This is a genomic window from Ochrobactrum sp. EDr1-4, from assembly GCF_049199085.1.
Classification (GTDB): Bacteria; Pseudomonadota; Alphaproteobacteria; order Rhizobiales; family Rhizobiaceae; genus Brucella.
In genome coordinates this window covers 462,457-485,753 of the sequence record NZ_JBLZOF010000001.1, presented here as the reverse complement: position 1 = coordinate 485,753, position 23,297 = coordinate 462,457, and the positions used below count along the sequence as shown (strand labels likewise).

Genomic DNA, 23,297 nt, shown 5'->3' with positions numbered 1-23,297 from the left:
TCAGGCAATTTCCATTCGGTCATTTGGCCTATGGCTTATCGCCTGAGCAAACGCGGACGTTTCCGTCGGCACTTTTTCCAATCCAATACTAAAATGAAGAATAGGGAGTTTTTTTAATCTGAAAAGAGAAAATGCCCGGCGGAGACCACCGGGCATCATCATATAAAGTTTACCACCATGGGAACGCCTGCGTTGAGGGCAGGCATTCATTGGCTGGAAGAGGGCTAATTAAGCCTGATCTTCTTCGCCTTCTTCGTCTTCGTCGAAGACTTCATCAGCAAGTGGAGCTTCTTCGATGCCGTAAATGGCTTCGATCGAAGTCAGGTCTTCACCCTTTGCCTGACGTTCGGCTTCTTCAGTCGAACGAGCGATGTTTACGGAAACCGTAACAGTCACTTCAGGATGCAGTGTGATGACGATTTCATGAACGCCAATTGCCTTGATTGGCTGCTTCAGTTCAACCTGATTGCGGTGCAGGTTGAAGCCGTTTGCAGTGATGATGTCAGCGATGTCACGGGTCGAAACCGAACCGTAAAGCTGACCGGTTTCACCAGCCGAGCGAACAACGATGAACGATTCGCCGTTGAGCTTGGTTGCAACTGCTTCAGCTTCGTTCTTGCGCTCAAGGTTCTGAGCTTCGAGCTGCGCGCGCTGGCCTTCGAACTTCTTGCGGTTGGCTTCGTTGGCACGAAGAGCCTTGCCCTGTGGCAGAAGGAAGTTACGGGCAAAGCCGTCCTTAACCTTTACAGTGTCGCCCATCTGACCGAGGCGGCTGATGCGTTCCAGAAGAATAACGTCCATTTGAGTTTCCTTTCGAGATTTAAATATGGATTTATTGGTTGTCGGCTTCTGGCATTTTCGAGATTGGCGCGCCGCGCGATGTATCGAAAAGACCAAAAACCATGAAGACGAAAAGCAGGAATGCGAAGAGAATGATCGCAACGTAAACGAGCCACAAAGCGACTGGACGCCATGGCTTACCACGGGTGCGCTGATGGAACGTTGCCAAGCCGGCGATCATAAAGCCGAAGCTTAATGCACCGACCACGACTGTTGCGACGAGACCAGCAGCACCCGGCAAAAATGCAACTGCAAGAGCAACCGCAAAAACCAGAAGTGCCGGACGTGGCATGCGCATGGTTGCGGGCCAGTCATCACGCGGACGACGCAGGCGACCGGAAAGTGCTGTCAGACGTAGAGCCAGATAGAGATTGCCAATCAGAATGGCGAGGCATGTCGCAGGCTGAATCGCAGGCAGTGCAACCATCAAAAGTGCACTAACGCTCTGACGCATTTCATCACTTGCAGTGAATTGAGGGTCAGCGGCTGCAAGACTGTCGATCAGCGTATTGGCAAGTTCACGTGCCATATCCGGGCCGAAGCCGACGATGTAGCCGATGATGATGAAGCTTGCGGCAACCATCAAAGCCAGACGGAAAACGATATCCGAAAGCGGATACCAGACCATCACGTCTTTTGGGCCGCCGAGTTCTGATGCAGGACGGGCGAGGCCCGAAAGATAAGCGCCGATTGCCGCTGGCGCATAGCTTGTCAGCGCCATCAGAACAGCGCCGATAGGCGTAGCCACAATGCCGACCGCAATGGTGGCGCAAGCAGCAGCGATAAGCCCTGCGCTCGAACCCCAGCCAAGAGCGGCTACAAAAATTGGCAATGGTGTCAGGAAATACAAAACCACCGCCATGCCCGATTGGGCGATGACGCCAGACGACATCAGTGCCGAGGCAAGCCCCGCCAATATGCCGACTCCAATGATGGTTCCGTTGAATTTCATAAATTCGCTGTCCTGCTCCGGCTGTTCCGGTTTTGCAGTTAGAGGCTGCGATTCTTCGCTCCGCCCCAACTTGGGATTTTGAGTGCTCCGGTTACGCCCATCGCATCCGGGAAGAAACGCAAGGCGACATGAATGCCGCCTCGCGAAAAAGTCTTACTTAACTACGTAAGGCAGCAGGCCGAGGAAACGTGCACGCTTGATCGCCTTAGCGAGTTCGCGCTGCTTCTTCTGGCTAACAGCTGTAATACGCGAAGGAACGATTTTACCACGTTCCGAAATGTAACGCTGCAGGAGCTTGATGTCCTTGTAGTCGATCTTCGGTGCGTTTGGACCTGTGAATGGGCAGGTCTTACGACGACGATGGAAAGGACGACGGGTTGGGATCTGATTGATATCAACCATGATTATGCTCCTTCGCCAGCTTCGTTGTCACGTGGACGACGTGGGCCACGATCACCGCGGTCGCCGCGATCACCACGGTCGAAACCGCCTTCACGTGGACGACGTGGGCCGCGGTCGTCATCGCGATCACGACGTTCGTCACGACGCGAAAGCATAGCCGACTGGCCTTCTTCGTGTTCTTCAACGCGGATGGTCATGAAACGAAGAACGTCTTCGTTGATGCGCATCTGGCGTTCCATTTCAGCAACAGCAGATGCTGGTGCGTCAATGTTTACGAGCGTGTAATACGCCTTACGATTCTTCTTGATACGGTAGGTGAGGGGACGAAGACCCCAGTTTTCTACCTTACCGACCTTGCCGCCATTAGCTTCGAGGACACCCTTGTACTGTTCGACGAGAGCGTCGACCTGCTGCTGGGAAATGTCCTGGCGGGCAAGAAGCACATGTTCATAAAGAGCCATTGGCTTTGCCTTTCTTCTGTTACATCACGCTGACACTAACGGCTAAGCCTCTGCGACTTCTCTTAGACCGGAAAACCGGGAAGAAAGGACGCTTGAAGTTAAGACAATCGAGAGCGGAGACACGGGAGGCAGAAGCACTTTAGACTTCCACGGCCAACTCAACAAACGTTGAAGAACTGGTCGCTCCTCCGTTCAGCCCCCAGCTAATGCCAGCAACGAACGGGCGCTCATTACGTCTTTTTCCCCGGATTTGCAAGTCGTAAAGCCAGCTGAAATCCACAAATGGTTGACTTTTCAACCTGTGTTGGGGCACATCGCATGAAATTGTTCTATAAAAAGAGGCATTCATGGCGGTAGCATTTACATTTCCGGGACAGGGTAGCCAGGCAGTTGGCATGGGTAAAGCCCTTGCTGAACAATTCGCTGAGGCACGCGCTGTTTTCGAGGAAGTGGACGCAGCGTTGGGCGAAAAGCTCTCCGCAACCATGTTTGAAGGTCCGGAAGACGTTCTGACGCTCACAGCCAATGCACAACCTGCATTGATGGCTGTTTCCATTGCAACGCTGCGCGTCATGGAAGCTCAGGGCTTTTCGTTGAAAGATAAAGTCGCTTATGTTGCCGGTCATTCGCTCGGCGAATATTCGGCACTGTGCGCAGCCGGTACATTCTCGCTGGCAAATACTGCTCGCCTTTTGCGTATTCGCGGCAATGCGATGCAGAAAGCTGTTCCTGTTGGTGAAGGCGCAATGGCTGCTATCATCGGTCTGGAACACAGCGAAGTACAAGCCATCTGCGCAGAAGCTAAGGCTTCCGGTTCAGTTCAGATCGCCAACGATAATGGCGGCGGCCAGCTTGTAATCTCCGGCTCGAAGGCTGCGGTTGAACTCGCGGCTTCGCTTGCGTCGGAAAAAGGTGCAAAGCGCGCTATCATGTTGCCTGTTTCCGCACCGTTCCATTCGACACTGATGGCACCTGCCGCGGATGCAATGCGTGAAGCGCTTGCCCAGGTTGAAAAGCACAATCCGGTTGTGCCGCTGATTGCCAATGTGCGTGCAGCACCTGTGACCGATGCCAATGAAATTGCTGATTTGCTGGTTGAACAAGTGACGGGTCAGGTCCGCTGGCGCGAAACTGTTGAGTGGTTTGCAGCCAATGGCGTGACAACACTTTATGAAGTAGGTTCAGGCAAAGTTCTGACGGGTCTTGCGCGCCGCATCTCGAAGGATGTGACCGGCGTGACCGTTGGTTCAGCTGAAGAAATTGCAGCAGCGCTTGCTGCCTTGAATAGCTAAGGGATTCCAGATGTTTGATCTGACTGGCCGCAAGGCTCTCGTAACCGGTGCAACCGGCGGCTTAGGCGAAGCAATTGCGCGCGCTCTTCATGCGCAGGGCGCAATCGTTGGTCTTCACGGCACCCGCGAAGAAAAGCTGAAAGAGCTGGCTGCTGAATTGGGTGACCGCACTTTCATCTTTCCGGCCAATCTTTCTGATCGCGAAGCCGTTAAGGCGCTCGGCCAGAAGGCTGAAGAGGAAATGGGTGGCATTGACATTCTCGTCAACAATGCTGGTATCACCCGCGATGGCCTGTTTGTTCGTATGAGCGATGAAGATTGGGATGCGGTTCTTAACGTCAATTTGACATCCGTTTTCAACCTGACGCGCGAATTGACCCATCCAATGATGCGCCGCCGCAAGGGCCGTATCATCAACATCACGTCGATTGTTGGTGTAACAGGTAATCCGGGTCAGGCGAATTATTGCGCTTCCAAAGCTGGTCTGATCGGCTTCTCGAAGTCGCTGGCGCAGGAAATCGCAAGCCGTAACGTCACAGTCAACTGCATTGCTCCGGGCTTCATCGAATCGGCTATGACCGATAAGCTCAATGAGAAGCAAAAAGACGCTATCATGGGCAGCATTCCGATGAAGCGCATGGGCGTTGGAACCGAGATCGCTGCTGCTGTTGTCTATCTGGCGAGTGATGAAGCGGCCTATGTCACAGGCCAGACATTGCATATCAATGGTGGTATGGCGATGATTTAAAAGCCTTGAGAGGGCTCTTAAATCAGTATTTTACGGTATAAAAACTATTAAAGTCGGGTGGTAGAAACCAAAATGCGCTTTGCCTTGCTCAAGAAGCATGGTAATGCGCCCGACGAGAGTTTCGGCATTTCGTTCGCGGGATGCCGTTATCCTGTTCCGCAAGGAATATCCACAGGGTGACTGTCAGGCGAGCAAACTCGTAACTTGGCAGACGCCTTATAACTTGATTACAATCATGCATACCGCTAACCAATGCGGAGCAAGTAAACAAACAGGTCGAGGGTTCCGACATGAGCGATACCGCAGAGCGCGTCAAGAAAATCGTTGTTGAGCATCTGGGTGTAGATGCCGACAAGGTCACCGAAGGTGCAAGCTTCATCGATGATCTTGGTGCAGACAGCCTCGACACCGTCGAGCTCGTCATGGCTTTCGAAGAAGAATTCGGCGTTGAAATTCCTGATGATGCAGCAGAAACGATCCTCACGGTCGGCGACGCTGTAAAGTTCATCGATAAGGCTTCTGCCTAATCTGAGCTTTTGGGGCTGGGATTCTTCCGAATCCCGGCCCTGCTTGTCTTCTGTCTGAGGGCATTGAACTATCCCCGGTTTGGCCGCTTGGTCATTTGCATATTGCAATCCGTTAGCGGGCCGGTAACGAGATTGAGCATCGACCGTATGAGGCGCTTAGTGCCTGCGGGATGTCTCCAATGAAGTTTATCAAATTTAAGGGGTGGATATGAGGCGTGTCGTCATCACCGGTCTTGGTTTGGTGTCTCCGCTAGCTAGCGGCGTCGAAGAAACCTGGAAGCGTCTTATTGCTGGTGAAAGCGGTGCTCGCCGCGTCACCGAATTTGAAGTTGATGATCTGCCATGCCAGATCGCCTGCCGTATCCCTCTTGGTGATGGCACCAATGGCACCTTCAATCCCGATCTTCACATGGAGCCAAAGGAACAGCGTAAGGTTGATCCGTTCATCGTTTATGGCGTTGGCGCTGCAGATCAGGCTTTGGACGATGCAAATTGGCATCCGACAACCGACGAAGACCAAATCCGTACTGGCGTTTTGATTGGTTCGGGTATTGGCGGCATCGAGGGCATCGTTGAAGCTGGCTACACGCTGCGCGACAAAGGCCCACGCCGTATTTCGCCGTTCTTTATTCCTGGCCGTCTGATCAATCTGGCTTCTGGCCATGTTTCGATCAAGCACAAGTTGCGCGGCCCAAACCATTCGGTTGTCACCGCTTGCGCAACCGGTACGCATGCCATTGGTGATGCTGCCCGTTTGATCGCTTTTGATGATGCCGACGTGATGGTTGCGGGCGGCACAGAATCTGCCGTTAGCCGCATTTCGCTGGCAGGCTTTGCTGCTTGTAAAGCTCTGTCCACCAAGCGCAATGACGATCCAAAGGCAGCATCGCGTCCTTATGATATTGACCGTGATGGTTTTGTCATGGGTGAGGGCGCAGGTGTTGTTGTGCTTGAAGAGCTGGAACATGCTCTTGCACGTGGTGCTAAGATTTACGCTGAAGTCGTTGGCTATGGCCTGTCGGGCGATGCTTACCATATCACTGCTCCAACTGAGAGCGGCGAGGGTGCAGAGCGCTGCATGATTTCTGCCATAAAGCGCGCAAACATCACGGCGGACCAGATCGATTACATCAATGCGCATGGCACTTCGACCATGGCTGATACGATTGAGCTGGGTGCAGTGGAACGTGTTGTCGGTGATGCAGCGTCGAAGATTTCCATGTCTTCAACCAAGTCATCCATCGGCCACCTTTTGGGTGCCGCTGGTGCTGCAGAAGCGATTTTCTCGACGTTGGCAATCCGCGATAATATCGCGCCGCCAACGCTTAATCTCGACAATCCAGCCGTTGAAACCAAGATCGATCTTGTTCCGCATAAGGCACGTGAACGTAAAATCGACATTGCCTTGTCGAACTCGTTCGGCTTTGGCGGCACAAACGCTTCGCTGGTTCTGCGCCGTTATTCGTAAAATACGACGCTCCGAAAACGAAGCTTATTTAAAAACGCGGGGATTTCTCCGCGTTTTTGTCAAAATATGACCCCATGTCATGTTTAAAATTGCCAATTATGTTTAGTGTTGCTCTACAAAATGTAATTGATTTGGATGCCATTTCAGGCGGATCAGAGCAAAAGAGCGCAGACTTGATTTAATCAGATCGGAACGTGCTCTAAAGACGAGGTAGTCGAGTGACGTCAGAGGAAAAGGCGGGAAGCAATTTCGCCCAACAGCCGCCGCAGGATAACACGCCATCGTCTGCGACGCCGGAACAGGCCGCACCCGCTGCGCCCTTTGTGCCAAAGTCTGCCTCAGAAGCCTTGCGCCCCGAACCCGGTACACCGCCGCCGCGCAAGCGCTCGCGTCATGCGCGCAGCCAAATCGTCGTCTTCATGAACTTCATGTTGTCGCTGCTGGTGCTGGTTTTGCTCGGCGGGTCTGCATTGTTTTATTTCGGCAAACTTCAGTTTGATTCTCCTGGACCGCTGACCGCAGAAACAACGTTTCTGGTGAAGCGCGGCGCCGGTATTTCTGAAGTGTCCAACAGTCTTGAAAATCGCGAGATCGTTAGCGATGCGCGTATTTTCCGTTATGGTATGCGCGCCTATGGTCATGAAAACGATCTGAAGGCTGGTGAATATGCGCTTCCTGCCGGTTCGACCATGCGCGATGTGATGAATATTCTCATTAGCGGCAAGTCGATCATGTATCCGCTGACCATTCCGGAAGGCCTGACCGTCAAGCAGGTGTTTGATCGTATTTCCGCAGATCCAACGCTTGTGGGCGATATGCCGAAGGAAATGCCTGCGGAAGGCGGGTTGTTCACAGATACGCTTAATTTCACACGCGGCACCACGCGCGAAGAAATCATTGGCCGCATGGTTGCTTCGCAGCAAAAGCTGATTGACGATACATGGGAAAAGCGCCGTGCTGACCTCCCGGTAAAAGACAAGAACGAATTTGTGACGCTTGCTTCTATCGTTGAGAAAGAAACGGGCATCGCATCGGAACGCCCGCATGTGGCTTCGGTCTTCGTCAATCGTTTGAACAAAGGCATGCGTATTCAGTCCGACCCGACTATCATTTATGGTCTGTTTGGCGGTGCGGGCAAGCCGTCTGATCGTCCGATCTTCAAGTCAGATATTGAAAAGCCAACACCATACAACACCTATGTGATCAATGGCCTGCCGCCGACACCGATTGCCAATCCGGGTCGTGCAGCCCTTGAAGCAGTTGCTAATCCGCTGGATACGGAAGATCTCTACTTCGTTGCAGACGGCACAGGCGGACACGTCTTTGCCAAGACTTTGCAGGAACACAATGCCAATGTGCGCAAATGGCGTGCAGTTGAGCAGGGAAGAAGTCAGCAGTAATAAAATGCCGCCCAGCGATGGGCGGTTTATCTCGTGTAAAGGGTAAAATACATGGCGCTCCAGAGTATGACAGGGTTTGCGCGCCACGCGATACAGTATGGCGCTGCCGATAATGAAGCGCGCATCGTGTGGGAAGTACGCTCGGTCAACGGCAAAGGACTGGATTTGCGTTTGCGCTTGCCGCAGGGATTAGAAGGCGCTGAACATGCCATTCGTTCGCTTCAGGCGCGCTATTTCTCACGCGGAAATTTTCAGGCAAGCCTTAGCGTTGAGCGCGCAGAAGCGCAGGCAGGTTTTGCAATCAATGAGGCAATGCTCGATGAAGTGCTGAAACTTGGCGCTGAGCTGCAAGCCCGCCATGGCCTTGCACCAGCAAGCGTTGACGGTATTCTTTCGCTGCGTGGCATCATTGATCAGGCGCAGGTAAGCGAAGACGAGAATGCACGCGCTGGCCTTGAAGCAGCGGTTGTTGCGGCCTTTGAAGGTGCGCTAAAAGCGATTGCTGAGGCGCGCACCCATGAAGGCCAGTCGCTCTTCAACATTTTGTCCGGTCATGTCGATACGATTGAGCGTCTGACGCTTGAAGCGCGCAATGATCCATCGCGCAGTATTGATTCCATTCGTGCAAAGCTTGGCACACAGGTCGCACTGCTGATGGAAACCGGGCGCGATCTTGATGAAACACGGCTTTATCAGGAAGCAGCATTTCTTGCGACCAAGGCGGATATTCAGGAAGAGCTGGACCGGCTGGAAACCCATGTGGCATCTGCCCGCAAGCTATTGTCTGATGGCGGCCCTATCGGGCGCAAGCTTGACTTTCTTTCACAGGAATTTAATCGCGAAGCGAATACGCTGTGTTCAAAATCGAACGCAGCATCGATCACCGCAATCGGCCTTGAGCTGAAAGCGGTCGTCGATCAGTTTCGCGAACAGGTACAGAATCTGGAGTAACGGAAAATGGCCATCTCTTCGGTCGAACATGGCATTGCACGCCGCGGTCTGATGGTGGTGATTTCATCACCGTCAGGTGCTGGCAAATCGACAATTGCGCGGCAATTGTTGAGTGATGCGGATATGAATCTTTCGCTGTCCGTTTCCGTGACTACGCGTGAACGTCGCCCAAGCGAAATTGAAGGTGTTCATTACCACTTCATCACCAAGCGCGAATTTGAGCGCCGTCGCGACAATGACGAGCTGATCGAATGGGCAGAAGTGCACGGCAATTTCTACGGCACGCTGCGCCAGACCGCTGAAGAAGCGCTGGCCGACGGCAAGGATATGTTGTTCGACATCGACTGGCAGGGTGCCGAGCAATTGCAGGCCAAAATGCCTGCCGATGTGGTGTCGATTTTCATTTTGCCGCCAACTATGCGAGAACTGCAAAATCGCCTCAACCGTCGCGCGGAAGACACCGCAGATGTGATCGAAACCCGCTTGCAGAATGCGCGTTTTGAAATCCAGAAATGGGCGAAATACGATTATATCGTTATCAATGAAGACCTTCAGCGCTCTTATGCGGGCATTAAAGGCATCATCATTGCTGAACGTCTGCGCCGTGATCGCCGTCCCGGACTTTTTGAATTTGTAGAAGGTCTTCTGGAGGAAAACCCAGAGATCTGACACGGTTCAAAGCGCGGGGAGGACGTGGCGTGAGACCAGTTGTTATTGTTACCGGCGGCGGCAGGGGCATTGGCGCTGCCACCGCAATTCTCTTTGCGCGTGAAGGTTATAACGTCTGCATTAGCTACGTGAGCGATGCGGGCGCAGCGAACGAAACCGTTAAAGCCTGCGAAACCTTAGGTGCCAAAGCAATCGCTATGCGAAGCGATGTGGCCAACCGGCAGGACGTTGCCGATCTATTCGCCACCTGTGACCGTGCGCTCGGCGCGCCGCAATGCCTTATCAACAATGCAGGCATCATCGGGCAAAGCACGCGCATTGCGGGGCTTTCCGAAGAAGCACTCGAACGAACATTTAAAACCAACGTCTTTGGTTTGCTCTATTGCACGCAGGAGGCCGCACGCCGCATGTCTACGACAAATGGCGGTAGCGGTGGCACAATCATCAATATTTCGTCCGTTGCGGCAGTTCTCGGAAGTCCGGGCGAATATGTGCATTACGCCGCTTCAAAGGGCGCTGTCGAGACCATTTCTATTGGCGCAGGCAAAGAACTGGCTCCCGAAGGCATCCGCGTAAATGCAATTCGTGTTGGCACGGCCAATACGTCTATTCACTCAACAAGCGGCAACCCGGATCGACCTGCAAAAATCGCTGCCATGACACCGATGGGACGTATTGCCGAGCCGGAAGACATTGCACAAACGGCGCTCTGGCTCGCGTCTGATAAGTCAGGATTTGTGACTGGCACGGTGATTACCGTCGCGGGTGGACTAAGCGCTTGATTTGGTTGGCGCTATTAAGTCACATTTTCAGATTGTCTTTCGGTAGTTCAAAAGAATTATCGATGAATAGAGAAAGTTGTAAAAACATTGTCTTTCATAAGCCCATCCGTCAAACACTGGTCTCTTGTCGAGCTGCTGCATGAAACGGTGAAAAATCCGAACATTCATATCAGTGGTAAAAATAGCTATTATAGCAATGCATGGACTGGCTCTTTTGAGGAGTCCGTTGTTCGATATTTGTATGGTGATGAATATAGTTCAAAGGCCTGGGAATCGCAGTGGCCCATCGATCAGCTTCATATAGGTGACTATGTGTGCATTGGCGCAGAATCCGTCATTTTGATGGGCGGCAATCATACGCATCGGACCGATTGGTTCAGTCTTTATCCTTTTTCCGATGTTGTTCTCGATTCCTACGAGGCGAGAGGCGACACCAGAATTGGCAATGGTGCATGGATTGGAATGCGCGCGATGTTGATGCCGGGTATTACTATCGGTGAGGGAGCTATCATCGGCTCGGGTGCAATCGTGACGAAAGACGTTGGGCCCTATGCTATCGTAGCCGGCAATCCTGCTGTTGTGGTTCGGTCACGGTTTTCTGCGCCCACCGTTGAAGCCCTTTTGAGCCTCGGAATATACAATTGGGACCATCAAAAGTTTAATGCATTAAGAGCATATCTTTGTGCCAGTGACATTGGTGCGCTTGTGAATGCTTCGGCAGAATATGACGCGGTAAATACAGCAACACGATGAGCTTTTTGCTCATTCCAGTATGATCTTCACCCGATCTGTATCTGCTGCCAATTGCCGAAGTGCTTCCAGAAATGGCTTGCCGCCGAGCGTTTTTAGTTTGCTGAGCGCCTCGGTGTTTTTGAACACCAGTTCACATTCTCCGGGCCAGCCGGGGCCGCCCCATTGCACGCCATCCCAGAATGAATCGAGCGTATAGCCAAAGGATCCCGGGTCGAGCACGGGCACTGTGTCGAGATAGCGTTGCCAGAGTTCGTTGGGGGATTTTATGCCGGTGCAGTCGATTTCATAGACCAGCAACATCAGTCGACCAGAATGAGGATCGCATCAACCACAGCCAGCGTGAAGAGCAGAGCGATCATGGTTGCGGCGGCTATCACCATCATACGCTTTTGTCGGGAACGCTTTTCAGGCTGCTTTCCGCTCCAGTCATATGGTGTTTCAGGCATAGTCTCCTCCAGTCAGGTATTTGCAGCGAGTTTGCACCCTATAAGGACTGGATTGCAATACGATTGCCTTCACTATCTGTGATTTCTGCCACAAACCCGTTTTCGCCGATCGCAGTTTTGGGAAACAGGACTTCACTGCCTTGCTTTGTCGACTTTGCGATTACTTGGTCTATCTCCGCAACACTAAGATAGACTATCGCTCCATGGATGGTTGGGACGTAGACTTCACCTTCCGCCAGCGCGCCGCTCGCACCGTCTTTGCCTTCCTCAAATGGAAAATAAGCCATGCGGTTGCCGTGGATTTCAACCATCTCGTCAAAGCTGATGCCGAAAACCTCGCTATAGAACGCGATGGCTCGTTCGAGCTTTGTCACTGGAATTTCGACATGCGCGATGATGTTCATGAGGGTATCTCGTAGCGGGCAAGAGATGTCTCGCTGGCTTTTTTGATCGAATTGAGAATACGGCCTCGAATGATGCCGCTGACTGGCCGTATCAGATACCAGTATGGCGTGAAGCGAAGATGACTTTTGCGATCCGGGCAGAAGACGCGGGTTTCCGTGACAAGGCGCGTTTTGCCGCTCTGTTCAGTTACGGTGAAGGCAAGTGCGAGTTTGGCAACACCTGGCACTTTGAATGCCAGATAGTCTTCACCGCTTTCCATTCTATGGAGGCCGAAATCTGCTTTCCAGAATTGCCCCACCAGCCCATAGACCAATGCTTCCTCCGGTTTATGCTCAAGCAATGTAAATTCATGCAGGCCGAAAGGTGGCTCAACGGTGTTTTTCCGTCCGCGCAGCCGTGCGAGCGCACGCATTGGCACTTCGCGCAATGCAATCATGCTGCGGAAAAACGCATCCGTTTCGGGCCGATAGTTCATTGCTGCCTGCAAGACGGTTTCCGGCGAAGCGCTGACATCGCAGCCATGCACTTCGCTGAAATCATAGTCAGGCAGATATTTGTCAATCAGTTGCATGAGAAGGATTTAAACTGCTGTGCCGCCAACAGTCACTTGGTCCATGCGCAGATGCGGCTGGCCAACGCCGACCGGAACCCATTGTCCGCCCTTGCCGCAATTGCCCGAACCGGTGTCGAGTTTCATATCGTTGCCGATCATCGAAATGCGCTGCATGGCATCCGGGCCATTGCCGATCAGCATTGCGCCCTTGATCGGTGCGCCGATCTTGCCGGCTTCGATCATGTAGGCTTCAGTACAACCGAACACGAACTTGCCAGACGTAATATCCACCTGACCGCCACCGAAAGAAACGGCATAAATACCCTTCTTCATGGAGGCGATGATCTCTTCCGGCGACTTGTCGCCTGAGAGCATATAAGTGTTGGTCATACGCGGCATTGGTGCGTGCGCATAGGATTCGCGGCGGCCGTTGCCGGTGGCTTCCATGCCCATCAGCCGTGCATTCTGCCGATCCTGCATATAATTGACGAGCTTGCCATCCTCAATCAGCACAGTGCGATTGGTCGGCGTTCCCTCATCATCGATGGTCAGAGACCCGCGACGCTCAGAGATCGTGCCATCATCGACGACGGTTACGCCTTTCGAGGCGACTTGCTGGCCGAGCAGGCCCGCAAAGGCGGACGTTTTCTTACGATTGAAATCGCCTTCAAGACCGTGGCCGACAGCCTCATGCAACATCACGCCCGGCCAGCCATTGCCCAGCACGATATCATAGGTGCCAGCGGGCGCTGGAATGGCTTCGAGATTAACCAATGCCTGACGCAGCGCTTCATCGGCAACGCTCTGCCAGCTTTCGGTGGTGATGAAATCGCCAAAGCCCTTGCGTCCGCCAAGTGTATGCGAACCGGATTCCTGACGGTCGCCATTGCCTGCAACCACCGAAACACTCAGCCGTACCATTGGCCGAATATCACGCACGAAATGACCATCAGCCCGCAGAATTTCCACTTGCTGCCACGATCCGGCGATGGAAACGGAAACCTGCCGAACTTTTGGGTCTTTGGCGCGCAGATAGGCGTCGATCTTCTGCAGAAGCTGCACCTTGGCATCAAAGGTTGGCGAGCCGATTGGGTTCTCGTCGGTGTAAAGATGACGATTTGTGCCAGCGGGTGCGGCGGAATATGAACCGCTGTGGCCGCTGAGCGTGGCTGATACCGCATCGGATGCGCGTTTGAGAGCGGCGATCGACAAATCACCCGCATGGGCGTAACCGATGGCTTCGCCAGAGACTGCGCGCAGACCAAAACCCTGATCCTGATTGAACGAGCCGGTCTTGAGACGGCCATTGTCAAAGACGAGTGCTTCCGCCTCGCGATACTCCATGAAAAGTTCGCCGTCGTCACTGCCATTCAGGCTTTGCGAGACAAGGCGTTCAATATCGTCACGGTTTACGTCGAAGCTATCAATCAGGCTTTTCATAAAAATAATCCTGCGGCATGTGTTTGCCACAGGATGTAAGCGCTAAATCGGTTGAGAACAACCTCAGCTATCAACGACGCCGATGATTCAGGTTATGGCGTGCCGAAAATGGTGGTTTTTGAGAACTGGAGCGTAATGTACTTTTAGTACATGAGCACCGGAAGCGCAGAAAAGTGCCATTTGCAGGCCGCCAGAGCGTGAATCAAGGAAGAGCGTCGAAGCCTTCACCAAACGCTGTTAGATCAACCGGAATGCCGACGCCTTCTTCCGGTGTCTGAAAGACGATGAAGGTTGCAGACTTGCCATTGCGGAATGTGTTGAGCAGCTCGTCTTCGAGGATCACTTCTGCGTAGCAGCCGTCTTCAAAGCAGCGCACGAAATAAGCGCGGCCAATATCCTTGCCGTCAACATTCAGTCCGAGACCATTTGGCAGCAGAACGCCGAGTGGTGCGAGAACGCGCAGGATGCGCGCCTTGTTGTCGGCCGTCTTGAGAACAACGACCGAAAGGCCAAGTTCAGGCCGCTTGGCGGCAACCACATTCTGAATGAGCGCGCATTGCTCAGTCTTCGCACCGGCTGGCGTGTCACAAAGGATCGCCCATGGACCGTGCTGTGACTTCAGTGTGCCGCTCTGCTGCGGTGTCGCCGGCGACTGGCCCGCCTCCTGCTGCGCAGTTGGCGCAGGAAGCTGTGCTGGCGTTTGTGCGAGTGATGGCAGTGTCGCAACCGAAAAAATCAAGGCCGCACCCGTTGCAAGGGTGGCGAGGCGCTGGAAAACCGGGCGGCGGATGGATGGACGGAAAATCATGAAATCTCCAGATCGAATCACCGGGACGTTATCCTCTGAAACACACGGTGAAAAGCTATTGTCGCTTCCGCACCCTTATCGCAGAGGTCCTACCGACATTGCATCTGCGATGCGTCTCCGGCAGTTGCATCCATTATCACGCGGCACGTTAAAGGAAACCTTCCGCTAAATCATGGCTTCATTATGTGATTCTTGGTATTTTCCCAAGTTTTCGCAGGCTTATGACGCTTTTAATCGGGATTAGTGCGCGTGCGAGATGCGTGCTTCTAACGCAGGGCAGCGCGCAAAAATGCCGCACAGGAACATATTCGCCTTCCTTGCGGTGTGCGTTAAGGTGTGGTTTGAACGCTGACGGGGGATACGGCCGTCTGTACGTCCGGCGTCCAGCTCGCAAGAGCAAAAAGGGAGAGAGTTCTGGTGGATAAAATTGTTGCCACAACGAGGGGTGCCGTCGTTGGTGCTGTCGCATTGCTGTGGACAAGCGGAACCGCTTTAGCGGATCAGCCGCGTCCGTGGGAAATGACATTTCAAGCTGCGGCTACGGGAATAGCCGAACAGATTCATTGGTTTGAGCGCTATACGCTCTGGTTCATCGTGCCAATTACGTTGTTGGTGCTGGCGTTGTTGTTCTGGTGCGCTTTCAAGTTTCGCGCCAGCGCAAACCCTGAGCCATCGAAGACCAGCCATAACACGGCAATTGAGGTGATCTGGACCGTTGGGCCGGTGATTATCCTGCTGTTTTTGGCAGTTCCGTCGTTCCAGCTTCTGACCGCGCAATATTCGCCGCAGGACCCGACGCTGACCGTCAAGGCGACGGGCTATCAGTGGTATTGGGGCTATGAATATCAGACGGAAAACCCTGTCAGTTTTGATTCCCTCATTCTTAAAGAAGGCGAACGAGCTGCTGCGGGCAAAGAAAACCTCGCAGTCTATCCGCGCCTGTTGGCTGTCGACAATGAAGTCGTGGTGCCGGTCGGAACGACTGTTCGTCTTCTTGTAACTGCCGCGGATGTTATCCACTCATGGACTATTCCGGCTTTTGGCGTGAAGATGGATGCCATTCCGGGACGCATCAATGAAGCTTGGTTCAAGGCGGACAAAGAAGGCCTTTATTATGGCCAATGTTCCGAACTTTGTGGCAAGGATCACGCTTATATGCCAATTGCGGTGCGTGTTGTCTCTGATGAGCAATACAACACATGGCTGAGTGCTGCAGCGTCGGATCTTCCGGGTGCCAACAAGGCGCTACGGGATCAACTTGAAGACAAAGCAAACGATAAAGTAGCTGCGGCGAGCTTTTAAAAGCCCTGTACGCAACACTGTTGAAAGACGGGAGCGAATTCCATGGCTGGCACAGCAGCTCACGAGCATGGAGCCCATGACGACCATAAGCCAAAAGGCTGGGTACGCTGGGTTTACTCGACTAATCATAAAGATATCGGTACGCTGTACCTGATTTTCGCAATCACGGCAGGCATCATCGGCGGCGCATTGTCTATCGCTATGCGCGCTGAATTGCAGGAACCCGGTATTCAGATTTTCCACGGCCTTGCGGCAATGGTCTATGGCGTTGAGGGCGATGCGGCTCTTGATGCCGGTAAGCACATGTTCAATGTGTTCACCTCAATGCACGCGCTGATCATGATTTTCTTCATGGTTATGCCAGCGCTTATCGGCGGTTATGCCAACTGGATGATTCCACTCATGATCGGTGCGCCAGATATGGCGTTTCCGCGTATGAACAATATCTCGTTCTGGCTGCTGCCTCCTGCATTGCTGCTGCTGTTGATTTCGCTGTTCATGCCTGCTTCACCCGGCACTTGGGGTGTTGGTGGTGGCTGGACATTGTATCCGCCGCTCTCAACCAGTGGTCAGCCGGGCCCGGCAATCGACTTTGCAATTCTTGCACTGCATATCGCGGGTGTGTCGTCGATCCTTGGTGCGATTAACTTCATCACCACGATCCTCAATATGCGCGCGCCGGGCATGACGCTGCATAAGATGCCGCTGTTTGCATGGTCGGTGCTGGTAACAGCATTCTTGCTGCTTCTGTCGCTTCCAGTTTTGGCTGGTGGCATTACGATGCTGCTCACAGACCGTAACTTCGGCACGTCATTCTTCGCGCCTGAAGGTGGCGGTGATCCAATTCTCTACCAGCATCTGTTCTGGTTTTTTGGTCACCCAGAAGTTTACATTCTGATCCTGCCGGGCTTTGGTATCGTCAGCCACATCATCTCGACTTTCTCGCGTAAGCCAGTGTTCGGCTATCTCGGTATGGCTTATGCAATGGTCGCGATTGGCGTGGTCGGCTTTGTGGTCTGGGCGCACCATATGTATACGGTGGGGCTGTCACTTGATACGCAGCGCTATTTCGTGTTCGCGACGATGGTTATTGCGGTGCCCACAGGCATCAAGATATTCTCGTGGATAGCGACCATGTGGGGTGGTTCCATCACCTTCCGCGCACCAATGCTCTGGGCAATTGGCTTCATCTTCCTGTTCACCGTTGGTGGTGTAACAGGCGTGCAGCTTGCCAATGCCGGTCTCGATCGCGCTCTGCACGACACCTATTATGTGGTTGCGCACTTCCATTACGTGCTTTCACTGGGTGCCGTATTCGCAATCTTCGCTGGCTGGTATTACTGGTTCCCGAAGATGAGCGGCTATATGTATGACGAATTCACTGCGAAGCTTCATTTCTGGGTGACATTCGTAGGCGTCAATCTCGTCTTCTTCCCGCAGCACTTCCTGGGACTTGCCGGTATGCCGCGTCGTTATATCGACTATCCGGATGCCTATGCGGGCTGGAACATGGTGTCGTCTTACGGCTCATACATTTCTGGCTTCGCCGTGCTGATCTTCCTTTACAATGTCTTTGAGGCATTTGCGAAGAAGCGCGAAGCGGGTGCAAACCCATGGGGTCCGGGTGCAACAACACTGGAATGGCAGCTTTCATCGCCGCCGCCATATCACCAGTGGGAACAGCTGCCACGTATCAAGTAAACTTGCTTAGGGCGAATTTCCGAAAGGGGTTCGCCCACGCATAAAACTATGTTATGTGCAGGCGGCATTCAGTGCTGCGTGCTATCGGCTTGCGGCTGGGAACGGAAATTCCGATAGGAGTGAATGCATTTCCGGGAGGGTACTGTTTACAGAATTACCGATGTGCGTTCAGGGCCGAACGCAGCTTCGGTTGGTTGAATTCGAGGTTGTAAAAGTTAATGTCTCTGGTGGAAAAAAACACGGTTTCCGATGATGCATTCGCACTCTCCGAGGCGACAGCGCGGGATTACCTTGTACTGCTGAAACCGCGTGTCATGTCGCTGGTGGTGTTTACCGGACTTGTTGGTCTGGTGCTTGCGCCCGGTCACATGAATCCAGTTTTGGCGGCGATCAGCATTCTTTGCATCGCAGTCGGCGCTGGCGCGTCTGGCGCGCTCAATATGTGGTATGATGCCGATATTGACGCGATCATGAAACGCACAAAAAAGCGCCCGATCCCGGCAGGCGTCATTGCACCCAATCAGGTTCTGGCATTCGGCCTTACACTTTCCGCTTTCTCGGTTCTGACATTGGGCCTGATGGTCAACTGGCTTTCGGCCGCTTTGCTGGCATTTACGATTTTCTTCTATGCCGTTGTTTACACGATGTGGCTCAAGCGTTCGACGCCGCAAAATATCGTGATTGGTGGCGCTGCCGGTGCTTTCCCGCCAATGATCGGCTGGGCTGCGGCTACTGGCGAAATCACGTGGGACAGTGTTGTCCTGTTCATGATCATCTTCCTCTGGACGCCACCGCATTTCTGGGCGCTGTCACTGTTTTCCAGCAACGATTACGAAGCTGCCCGCATCCCGATGATGCCGAATGTGAAAGGTGAGTTGTCTACCCGCCGTCAAGCAATGTTCTATGCGGTTATTATGGCGCCGGTGGGTGTGCTGCCCTATCTTATGGGCTTTGCTGGCATCACCTATGGCGTGATCTCGACGCTGCTTGGCTTGGCATTTGTTTATTACGCATGGCGCATGTGGATGGCGGACAGCGAAACGCAGATGCTTCTTGCCGCGCGTAAGCTGTTCCGGTTCTCGCTCATTTATCTTTCGGCGATTTTTGCGGTTTTACTGTTTGAAGCCTTGACGATGAAGTTGCTGAGCGGCTTCGGTATCCTCTGAGGAGATGGAATGGAGAGCGTCGTGACTGAAAAGACAGGGCAGAGCCTGCCGACAGAAAAACTGGAGCTGATCGTTCCGACGCCTTTGCAGAAAAAAGCACAGCGCAATCGCTCGATTGGTCTGGCGATTGCGCTGCTACTGTTTGTAGTGCTCGTTTATATCGGTACGGTTGCAAAGCTTGGTGCCAATATATTTGCGAGGTCGATTTAATCGGCTTGAACTGATCGACTGTTATTCGTTTTCGGGAGGAGAAAATGGTTCAACAGCAGGATAGTGACGAAAAGCAGAAGAAGCTCAACCGCTCCAACCGGACGGTGGCGATTGCCTGCGTTTCTTTTTTCGTCTGCATGATTGGTGCGGCCTACGCTTCCGTTCCGCTTTATCGTATTTTCTGTCAGGTGACGGGCTATGGTGGCACAACGCAGCGGGTCGATCAGTATTCGGACACAATCTTGGACAGAACGGTCAAGGTGCGTTTCGATGCGAATACATCGAATGCCTTGCCTTGGGATTTTAAGCCGGAACAGCGCGAGATAGAAATTCGCATTGGTGAGACCACGATGGTCAAATACAATGCGCGCAATCTGTTTGATGATCCGACCTACGGGCGTGCGAGCTTCAATGTCGCACCTGCGCGTGCAGGGGCGTATTTCAATAAGGTGGAATGCTTCTGCTTTACCGATACGACACTGCAACCGGGTGAAAGCATGGAAATGCCGGTTGTTTTCTTCGTTGATCCTGAGATCGTAAACGATCCCGATTTGAAGGACGTGAAGACAATCACATTGTCCTATACGTTCTTCCCCATTGAGAAGCCCAAGCCAGTTGCAAATGCAAAACTGGCGCCGGTCAATAAAAGCAATGGGAATAGCGGAAGCTGACAAAACAGAATGCTTGCGGCACATAATGCCGCAAAGACAAACAAGCAGCACGGCTCTATGTTGTGTTGACAAGGGAACTGCCTGAGCGTGCCATAGGCGAACAGGCTGGAATGCATGAGAGAGGGCCCTCACGGGTCGCATGGGGAGAGACATGGCCGACGTTCACGAGAAGAATCACGATTATCATATTCTTGCACCCAGCCCCTGGCCGTTTCTGAGTTCGGTTGGAGCATTCGTGCTGGCCATTGGTGGCATTGCATGGATGCGATACATCAATGCGGGTGATCTGCCTTTCTTCGGCATCAATCTGGCGACACCTTGGCTGTTCTTCATCGGCCTCGCGATTGTTCTTTACTGCATGTATGCGTGGTGGTCAGACGCGATCAAAGAAGGCCGCGAAGGTCATCATACCCGCGTTGTTGCTCTGCATCTGCGTTACGGCATGATCATGTTCATTGCCTCGGAAGTCATGTTCTTTGCGGCATGGTTCTGGGCATTCTTTGACGTCAGCCTGTTTCCGAATGAAGTGCATCAGGTGCTGCGCGCTGAATTTACCGGCGGTCAATGGCCTCCAAAGGGCCTAGAGGTTCTCGATCCGCTGCATCTGCCGTTGTACAACACTGTTATTCTGCTTCTGTCCGGCACAACGCTCACATGGGCGCACCATGCGCTGTTGCACAAAGACCGGACAGGTATGATCATTGGCCTGATCCTGACAGTCGCACTCGGTATCCTGTTCTCCTTCGTGCAGTTCTTTGAATATGCGCATGCACCTTTCGAGTTTAAAGACTCGATCTATGGTGCAACCTTCTTCATGGCGACGGGCTTCCACGGATTCCACGTCATCGTTGGCACGATCTTCCTGCTGGTGATCCTGTTCCGCGCCATGAGTGGCGATTTCACGCCGGAGCGTCATTTCGGCTTTGAGGCTGCAGCATGGTATTGGCATTTTGTGGACGTGGTTTGGTTGTTCCTGTTCTGCGCCATTTATGTATGGGGTAGCTGGGGTGCGCCATTCCATGGTGGCTGATCATTGATTTGAATGAAGTGAGGGGCGGCCTTGGAGACTTGGCCGCCCTTTATTCTTTTCATGTGTGAGGGTGTAATGTCGGACCATGATCTTTATCCTTCGGTCGATCCGGTGAAGAGCGGAATGACAGGACATTGCCCACGCTGTGGCGAAGGCAAGCTGTTTAACGGCTTTCTGACGCTTGCTCCGCGTTGCAGCGCTTGTGGGCTGGATTATTCATTTGCCGATTCAGGCGATGGTCCAGCAGCTTTTGTTATCCTGATCATTGGATTTATCGTCGTTGGGTCTGCTTTGTGGATGGAGGTCAATTATGGACCGCCACTCTGGGTACATTTTCTGCTGTGGGTGCCGCTGGCGATTGTCTTAAGTCTTGTTGCTATGCGCAGCATGAAGGGTATTTTGATCAATCTGCAATATCGCAATAAGGCGGCACAGGGCCGTCTGGATGATGGCCAATGAACGAGGCGAATAAGCCACAACGGTTTCCATGGGGGGTGCTGATCGCGTCCCTTATCGCGTTCGCAATTCTGATTTCGCTCGGAACATGGCAGGTTGAGCGGCTGAACTGGAAAGAAGCACTGCTCGCTTCAACGCAGGAGCGTGTGCATGAAGCTCCGTTGCCTCTCGCCGATATGGAAAAAATATATCGCGATGAAGGCACGGTCGAGTATCGGCCTGTCACAGTGTCCGGCACTTTTATGCATCAGGGCGAGCGGCATTTTCTGGCGACCTATCAGGGTCAGCCGGGCTTTAACGTCTATACGCCTTTGATGCTGGAAGATGGTCGCTTTGTGCTGATCAATCGGGGCTTCGTGCCTTATGAGAAGAAGGATCGGCAGACGCGCCTTGATGGTCAGCTCGACGGGCCCGTGACAATCACCGGTCTGGCGCGCGATCCGCTCACAAGTAAACCGGGTTATTTCCTGCCGGATAATGATGCGGACAAGAATATTTTTTACTGGAAGGACTGGTCGGCCATGGCAGAAAGCGCGGATATTCCGTCGCTTGATGATGCCGTGCCGTTCTTTATCGATGCTGATAACAAGCCAAATTTCGGCGGATTACCTATTGGCGGGATCACAATTATTGATTTCCCGAACAACCATCTTCAATATGCTGTGACCTGGTATGGGCTTGCTTTGGCGCTCTTAGGGGTTGTCGTGGCGTGGTTCTGGCGGTATCGAAAGGCTACAAAGACTTGACAAGGGCCTCGTTGAAGCCCAACTCCGGCTTTATAGAATTTGCGCCTCACGCCGAACCCAGCGAGCACGCTTCATGACCGATAACCGCCCCCCTCTGGAAATTCGCCTCTGCGGCCCGCGTGGATTTTGCGCAGGTGTTGACCGGGCTATCCAGATCGTTGTGCTGGCTTTGAAGAAATATGGTGCACCGGTCTATGTACGCCATGAAATCGTGCATAATCGCTACGTTGTTGAAGGTTTGCAGTCGCGCGGGGCAATCTTTGTCGAGGAGCTCGATGAGATTCCGGCAGAGCATCGCGATCAGCCGGTGGTATTTTCTGCCCATGGTGTGCCGAAATCCGTGCCAGCGGATGCGGAAGCCAAGAACCTTTTTTATCTCGATGCTACCTGCCCACTGGTTTCCAAAGTCCATAAACAAGCCATGCGCCACCAGCGCTTAGGGCGTCATGTTATCTTGATCGGTCATTCGGGTCATCCGGAAGTCATCGGCACTATGGGGCAGTTGCCGGACGGCACGGTCACGCTCATTGAAACTGTCGAAGATGCGCGAGCAATTGAATTTGCTGACCCTGATAATTTGGGCTTTGTGACGCAAACAACGCTGTCGGTGGATGATACTGCGGGTATCATTGTAGAGCTGCAGCAGCGTTTTCCAAACTTGACAGCACCGGCAGCGGAATCGATTTGCTACGCGACCACAAATCGTCAGGATGCGGTGCGTGCGGCCGCTCCCGGTTGTGATCTATTTCTCATTGTCGGAGCGCCCAACTCTTCCAATTCCAAACGTCTTGTCGAAGTTGCAGAAAAATCTGGCGCTGGCATGTCAATGCTTGTGCAGCGCGCTTCCGATATCGAGTGGGACAAAATCGGCGACATTTCAGTGGTCGGGCTTTCAGCTGGTGCATCGGCCCCAGAAATCATCGTTGATGAAATCATGGATGCTTTCAAGGCGCGTTTCACGGTAAGAATAGAGCTGGCTGAAACGACGATTGAAACAGAAAATTTTCTGGTCAACCGCGAAATACGCGATGTTGAACTGACAGTGCAGGATATGGCATTCGTCAACGGCGAAAACCGGGTCGTCGGTATTCCAAAGTTTATGCAGGGGAAATAAGCGG

28 protein-coding genes are annotated in these 23,297 nt (G+C 53.0%); 18 read left to right on the top strand and 10 right to left on the bottom strand.

Annotation, left to right across the window (positions count from 1 at the left end):
- Positions 1-228 precede the first annotated feature (228 nt).
- The 4 genes from rplI to rpsF all read right to left on the bottom strand — a co-directional run bounded on the left by rplI (position 229) and on the right by rpsF (position 2,655).
- Positions 229-801 carry a 50S ribosomal protein L9 gene (gene rplI, locus ACOZHT_RS02490; RefSeq protein ID WP_339508010.1) on the bottom strand — a complete coding sequence of 191 codons (573 nt, stop codon included), beginning with the start codon at positions 799-801 and terminating at the stop codon, positions 229-231.
- A 31-nt stretch (positions 802-832) separates the two neighbouring features.
- The gene (locus tag ACOZHT_RS02485) at positions 833-1,792 is read right to left on the bottom strand and encodes a DUF2232 domain-containing protein (protein WP_339508011.1); all 960 of its coding nucleotides are present in this window, start codon (positions 1,790-1,792) and stop codon (positions 833-835) included.
- 153 nt (positions 1,793-1,945) lie between these two features.
- Positions 1,946-2,194, bottom strand: a complete 249-nt coding sequence (gene rpsR / locus ACOZHT_RS02480) for a 30S ribosomal protein S18 (protein WP_022712184.1) — start codon at positions 2,192-2,194, stop codon at positions 1,946-1,948.
- Between the two features lie 2 nt (positions 2,195-2,196).
- Positions 2,197-2,655 carry a 30S ribosomal protein S6 gene (rpsF, locus tag ACOZHT_RS02475; RefSeq protein WP_339508013.1) on the bottom strand — a complete coding sequence of 153 codons (459 nt, stop codon included), beginning with the start codon at positions 2,653-2,655 and terminating at the stop codon, positions 2,197-2,199.
- Positions 2,656-3,002: 347 nt separating this feature from the next.
- Here rpsF and fabD point away from each other — a divergent pair, with 347 nt between their 5' ends.
- From fabD to ACOZHT_RS02430, 9 genes are all read left to right on the top strand, one after another.
- Positions 3,003-3,947: an ACP S-malonyltransferase gene (gene fabD / locus ACOZHT_RS02470; RefSeq protein ID WP_339508014.1), complete on the top strand. Its 945-nt coding sequence runs from the start codon at positions 3,003-3,005 to the stop codon at positions 3,945-3,947.
- Between the two features lie 10 nt (positions 3,948-3,957).
- Positions 3,958-4,695: a 3-oxoacyl-[acyl-carrier-protein] reductase gene (gene fabG / locus ACOZHT_RS02465; RefSeq protein WP_339508015.1), complete on the top strand. Its 738-nt coding sequence runs from the start codon at positions 3,958-3,960 to the stop codon at positions 4,693-4,695.
- Between the two features lie 290 nt (positions 4,696-4,985).
- Positions 4,986-5,222 (top strand): acyl carrier protein, encoded by a 237-nt coding sequence (locus ACOZHT_RS02460; RefSeq protein ID WP_002963616.1) that lies wholly within the window; start codon positions 4,986-4,988, stop codon positions 5,220-5,222.
- Between the two features lie 208 nt (positions 5,223-5,430).
- Positions 5,431-6,690, top strand: coding sequence for a beta-ketoacyl-ACP synthase II (gene fabF / locus ACOZHT_RS02455; RefSeq protein WP_339508016.1), 1,260 nt, complete (start codon positions 5,431-5,433; stop codon positions 6,688-6,690).
- Between the two features lie 218 nt (positions 6,691-6,908).
- Entirely contained in the window at positions 6,909-8,090 is a 1,182-nt protein-coding gene (gene mltG / locus ACOZHT_RS02450; RefSeq protein ID WP_339508017.1) for an endolytic transglycosylase MltG, read from the top strand.
- A 51-nt stretch (positions 8,091-8,141) separates the two neighbouring features.
- Complete coding sequence (locus tag ACOZHT_RS02445) at positions 8,142-9,041, top strand: YicC/YloC family endoribonuclease (protein WP_339508018.1); 900 nt, start codon at positions 8,142-8,144, stop codon at positions 9,039-9,041.
- A gap of 6 nt (positions 9,042-9,047) precedes the next feature.
- Positions 9,048-9,710 (top strand): guanylate kinase, encoded by a 663-nt coding sequence (gene gmk, locus ACOZHT_RS02440; protein ID WP_250040289.1) that lies wholly within the window; start codon positions 9,048-9,050, stop codon positions 9,708-9,710.
- 29 nt (positions 9,711-9,739) lie between these two features.
- Positions 9,740-10,492, top strand: coding sequence for an SDR family oxidoreductase (locus tag ACOZHT_RS02435; RefSeq protein WP_339508019.1), 753 nt, complete (start codon positions 9,740-9,742; stop codon positions 10,490-10,492).
- An 87-nt stretch (positions 10,493-10,579) separates the two neighbouring features.
- On the top strand, positions 10,580-11,245 hold the full coding sequence (locus ACOZHT_RS02430) for a CatB-related O-acetyltransferase (protein ID WP_421565305.1): 666 nt from the start codon (positions 10,580-10,582) through the stop codon (positions 11,243-11,245).
- A gap of 9 nt (positions 11,246-11,254) precedes the next feature.
- Here ACOZHT_RS02430 and ACOZHT_RS02425 read toward each other — a convergent pair whose 3' ends face one another.
- The 6 genes from ACOZHT_RS02425 to ACOZHT_RS02400 form a co-directional block, all read right to left on the bottom strand.
- Entirely contained in the window at positions 11,255-11,545 is a 291-nt protein-coding gene (locus ACOZHT_RS02425) for a hypothetical protein (protein WP_339508021.1), read from the bottom strand.
- On the bottom strand, positions 11,545-11,691 hold the full coding sequence (locus ACOZHT_RS02420; protein WP_153223297.1) for a hypothetical protein: 147 nt from the start codon (positions 11,689-11,691) through the stop codon (positions 11,545-11,547). Before ACOZHT_RS02420 ends, ACOZHT_RS02425 begins: the two co-directional genes overlap by 1 nt.
- Before the next feature lie 38 nt (positions 11,692-11,729).
- The gene (locus tag ACOZHT_RS02415) at positions 11,730-12,095 is read right to left on the bottom strand and encodes a VOC family protein (protein ID WP_339508022.1); all 366 of its coding nucleotides are present in this window, start codon (positions 12,093-12,095) and stop codon (positions 11,730-11,732) included.
- Entirely contained in the window at positions 12,092-12,667 is a 576-nt protein-coding gene (locus tag ACOZHT_RS02410; RefSeq protein ID WP_339508023.1) for a hypothetical protein, read from the bottom strand. The genes ACOZHT_RS02415 and ACOZHT_RS02410 overlap by 4 nt, the downstream gene beginning before the upstream one ends.
- A gap of 9 nt (positions 12,668-12,676) precedes the next feature.
- Positions 12,677-14,089 carry a metalloprotease TldD gene (gene tldD / locus ACOZHT_RS02405; RefSeq protein ID WP_339508024.1) on the bottom strand — a complete coding sequence of 471 codons (1,413 nt, stop codon included), beginning with the start codon at positions 14,087-14,089 and terminating at the stop codon, positions 12,677-12,679.
- A 202-nt stretch (positions 14,090-14,291) separates the two neighbouring features.
- On the bottom strand, positions 14,292-14,897 hold the full coding sequence (locus ACOZHT_RS02400; protein ID WP_339508025.1) for an invasion associated locus B family protein: 606 nt from the start codon (positions 14,895-14,897) through the stop codon (positions 14,292-14,294).
- Between the two features lie 417 nt (positions 14,898-15,314).
- Between ACOZHT_RS02400 and coxB the strand changes: the two genes are divergently transcribed.
- From coxB to ispH, 9 genes are all read left to right on the top strand, one after another.
- Positions 15,315-16,199 (top strand): cytochrome c oxidase subunit II, encoded by an 885-nt coding sequence (coxB, locus tag ACOZHT_RS02395; protein ID WP_339508026.1) that lies wholly within the window; start codon positions 15,315-15,317, stop codon positions 16,197-16,199.
- 42 nt (positions 16,200-16,241) lie between these two features.
- Entirely contained in the window at positions 16,242-17,900 is a 1,659-nt protein-coding gene (ctaD, locus tag ACOZHT_RS02390) for a cytochrome c oxidase subunit I (RefSeq protein WP_339508028.1), read from the top strand.
- Positions 17,901-18,118: 218 nt separating this feature from the next.
- The gene (gene cyoE / locus ACOZHT_RS02385) at positions 18,119-19,066 is read left to right on the top strand and encodes a heme o synthase (protein WP_339508029.1); all 948 of its coding nucleotides are present in this window, start codon (positions 18,119-18,121) and stop codon (positions 19,064-19,066) included.
- A 21-nt stretch (positions 19,067-19,087) separates the two neighbouring features.
- The gene (locus ACOZHT_RS02380) at positions 19,088-19,276 is read left to right on the top strand and encodes a hypothetical protein (RefSeq protein ID WP_421565304.1); all 189 of its coding nucleotides are present in this window, start codon (positions 19,088-19,090) and stop codon (positions 19,274-19,276) included.
- Between the two features lie 44 nt (positions 19,277-19,320).
- On the top strand, positions 19,321-19,947 hold the full coding sequence (locus tag ACOZHT_RS02375; RefSeq protein WP_339508032.1) for a cytochrome c oxidase assembly protein: 627 nt from the start codon (positions 19,321-19,323) through the stop codon (positions 19,945-19,947).
- Between the two features lie 151 nt (positions 19,948-20,098).
- Complete coding sequence (locus tag ACOZHT_RS02370; protein ID WP_339508034.1) at positions 20,099-20,977, top strand: cytochrome c oxidase subunit 3; 879 nt, start codon at positions 20,099-20,101, stop codon at positions 20,975-20,977.
- Positions 20,978-21,052: 75 nt separating this feature from the next.
- Positions 21,053-21,436, top strand: coding sequence for a DUF983 domain-containing protein (locus ACOZHT_RS02365; protein ID WP_339508036.1), 384 nt, complete (start codon positions 21,053-21,055; stop codon positions 21,434-21,436).
- Positions 21,433-22,179 carry an SURF1 family protein gene (locus ACOZHT_RS02360; protein WP_339508038.1) on the top strand — a complete coding sequence of 249 codons (747 nt, stop codon included), beginning with the start codon at positions 21,433-21,435 and terminating at the stop codon, positions 22,177-22,179. Before ACOZHT_RS02365 ends, ACOZHT_RS02360 begins: the two co-directional genes overlap by 4 nt.
- A 73-nt stretch (positions 22,180-22,252) precedes the next feature.
- The gene (gene ispH, locus ACOZHT_RS02355) at positions 22,253-23,293 is read left to right on the top strand and encodes a 4-hydroxy-3-methylbut-2-enyl diphosphate reductase (protein ID WP_339508040.1); all 1,041 of its coding nucleotides are present in this window, start codon (positions 22,253-22,255) and stop codon (positions 23,291-23,293) included.
- The last annotated feature ends 4 nt before the right edge of the window (positions 23,294-23,297 follow it).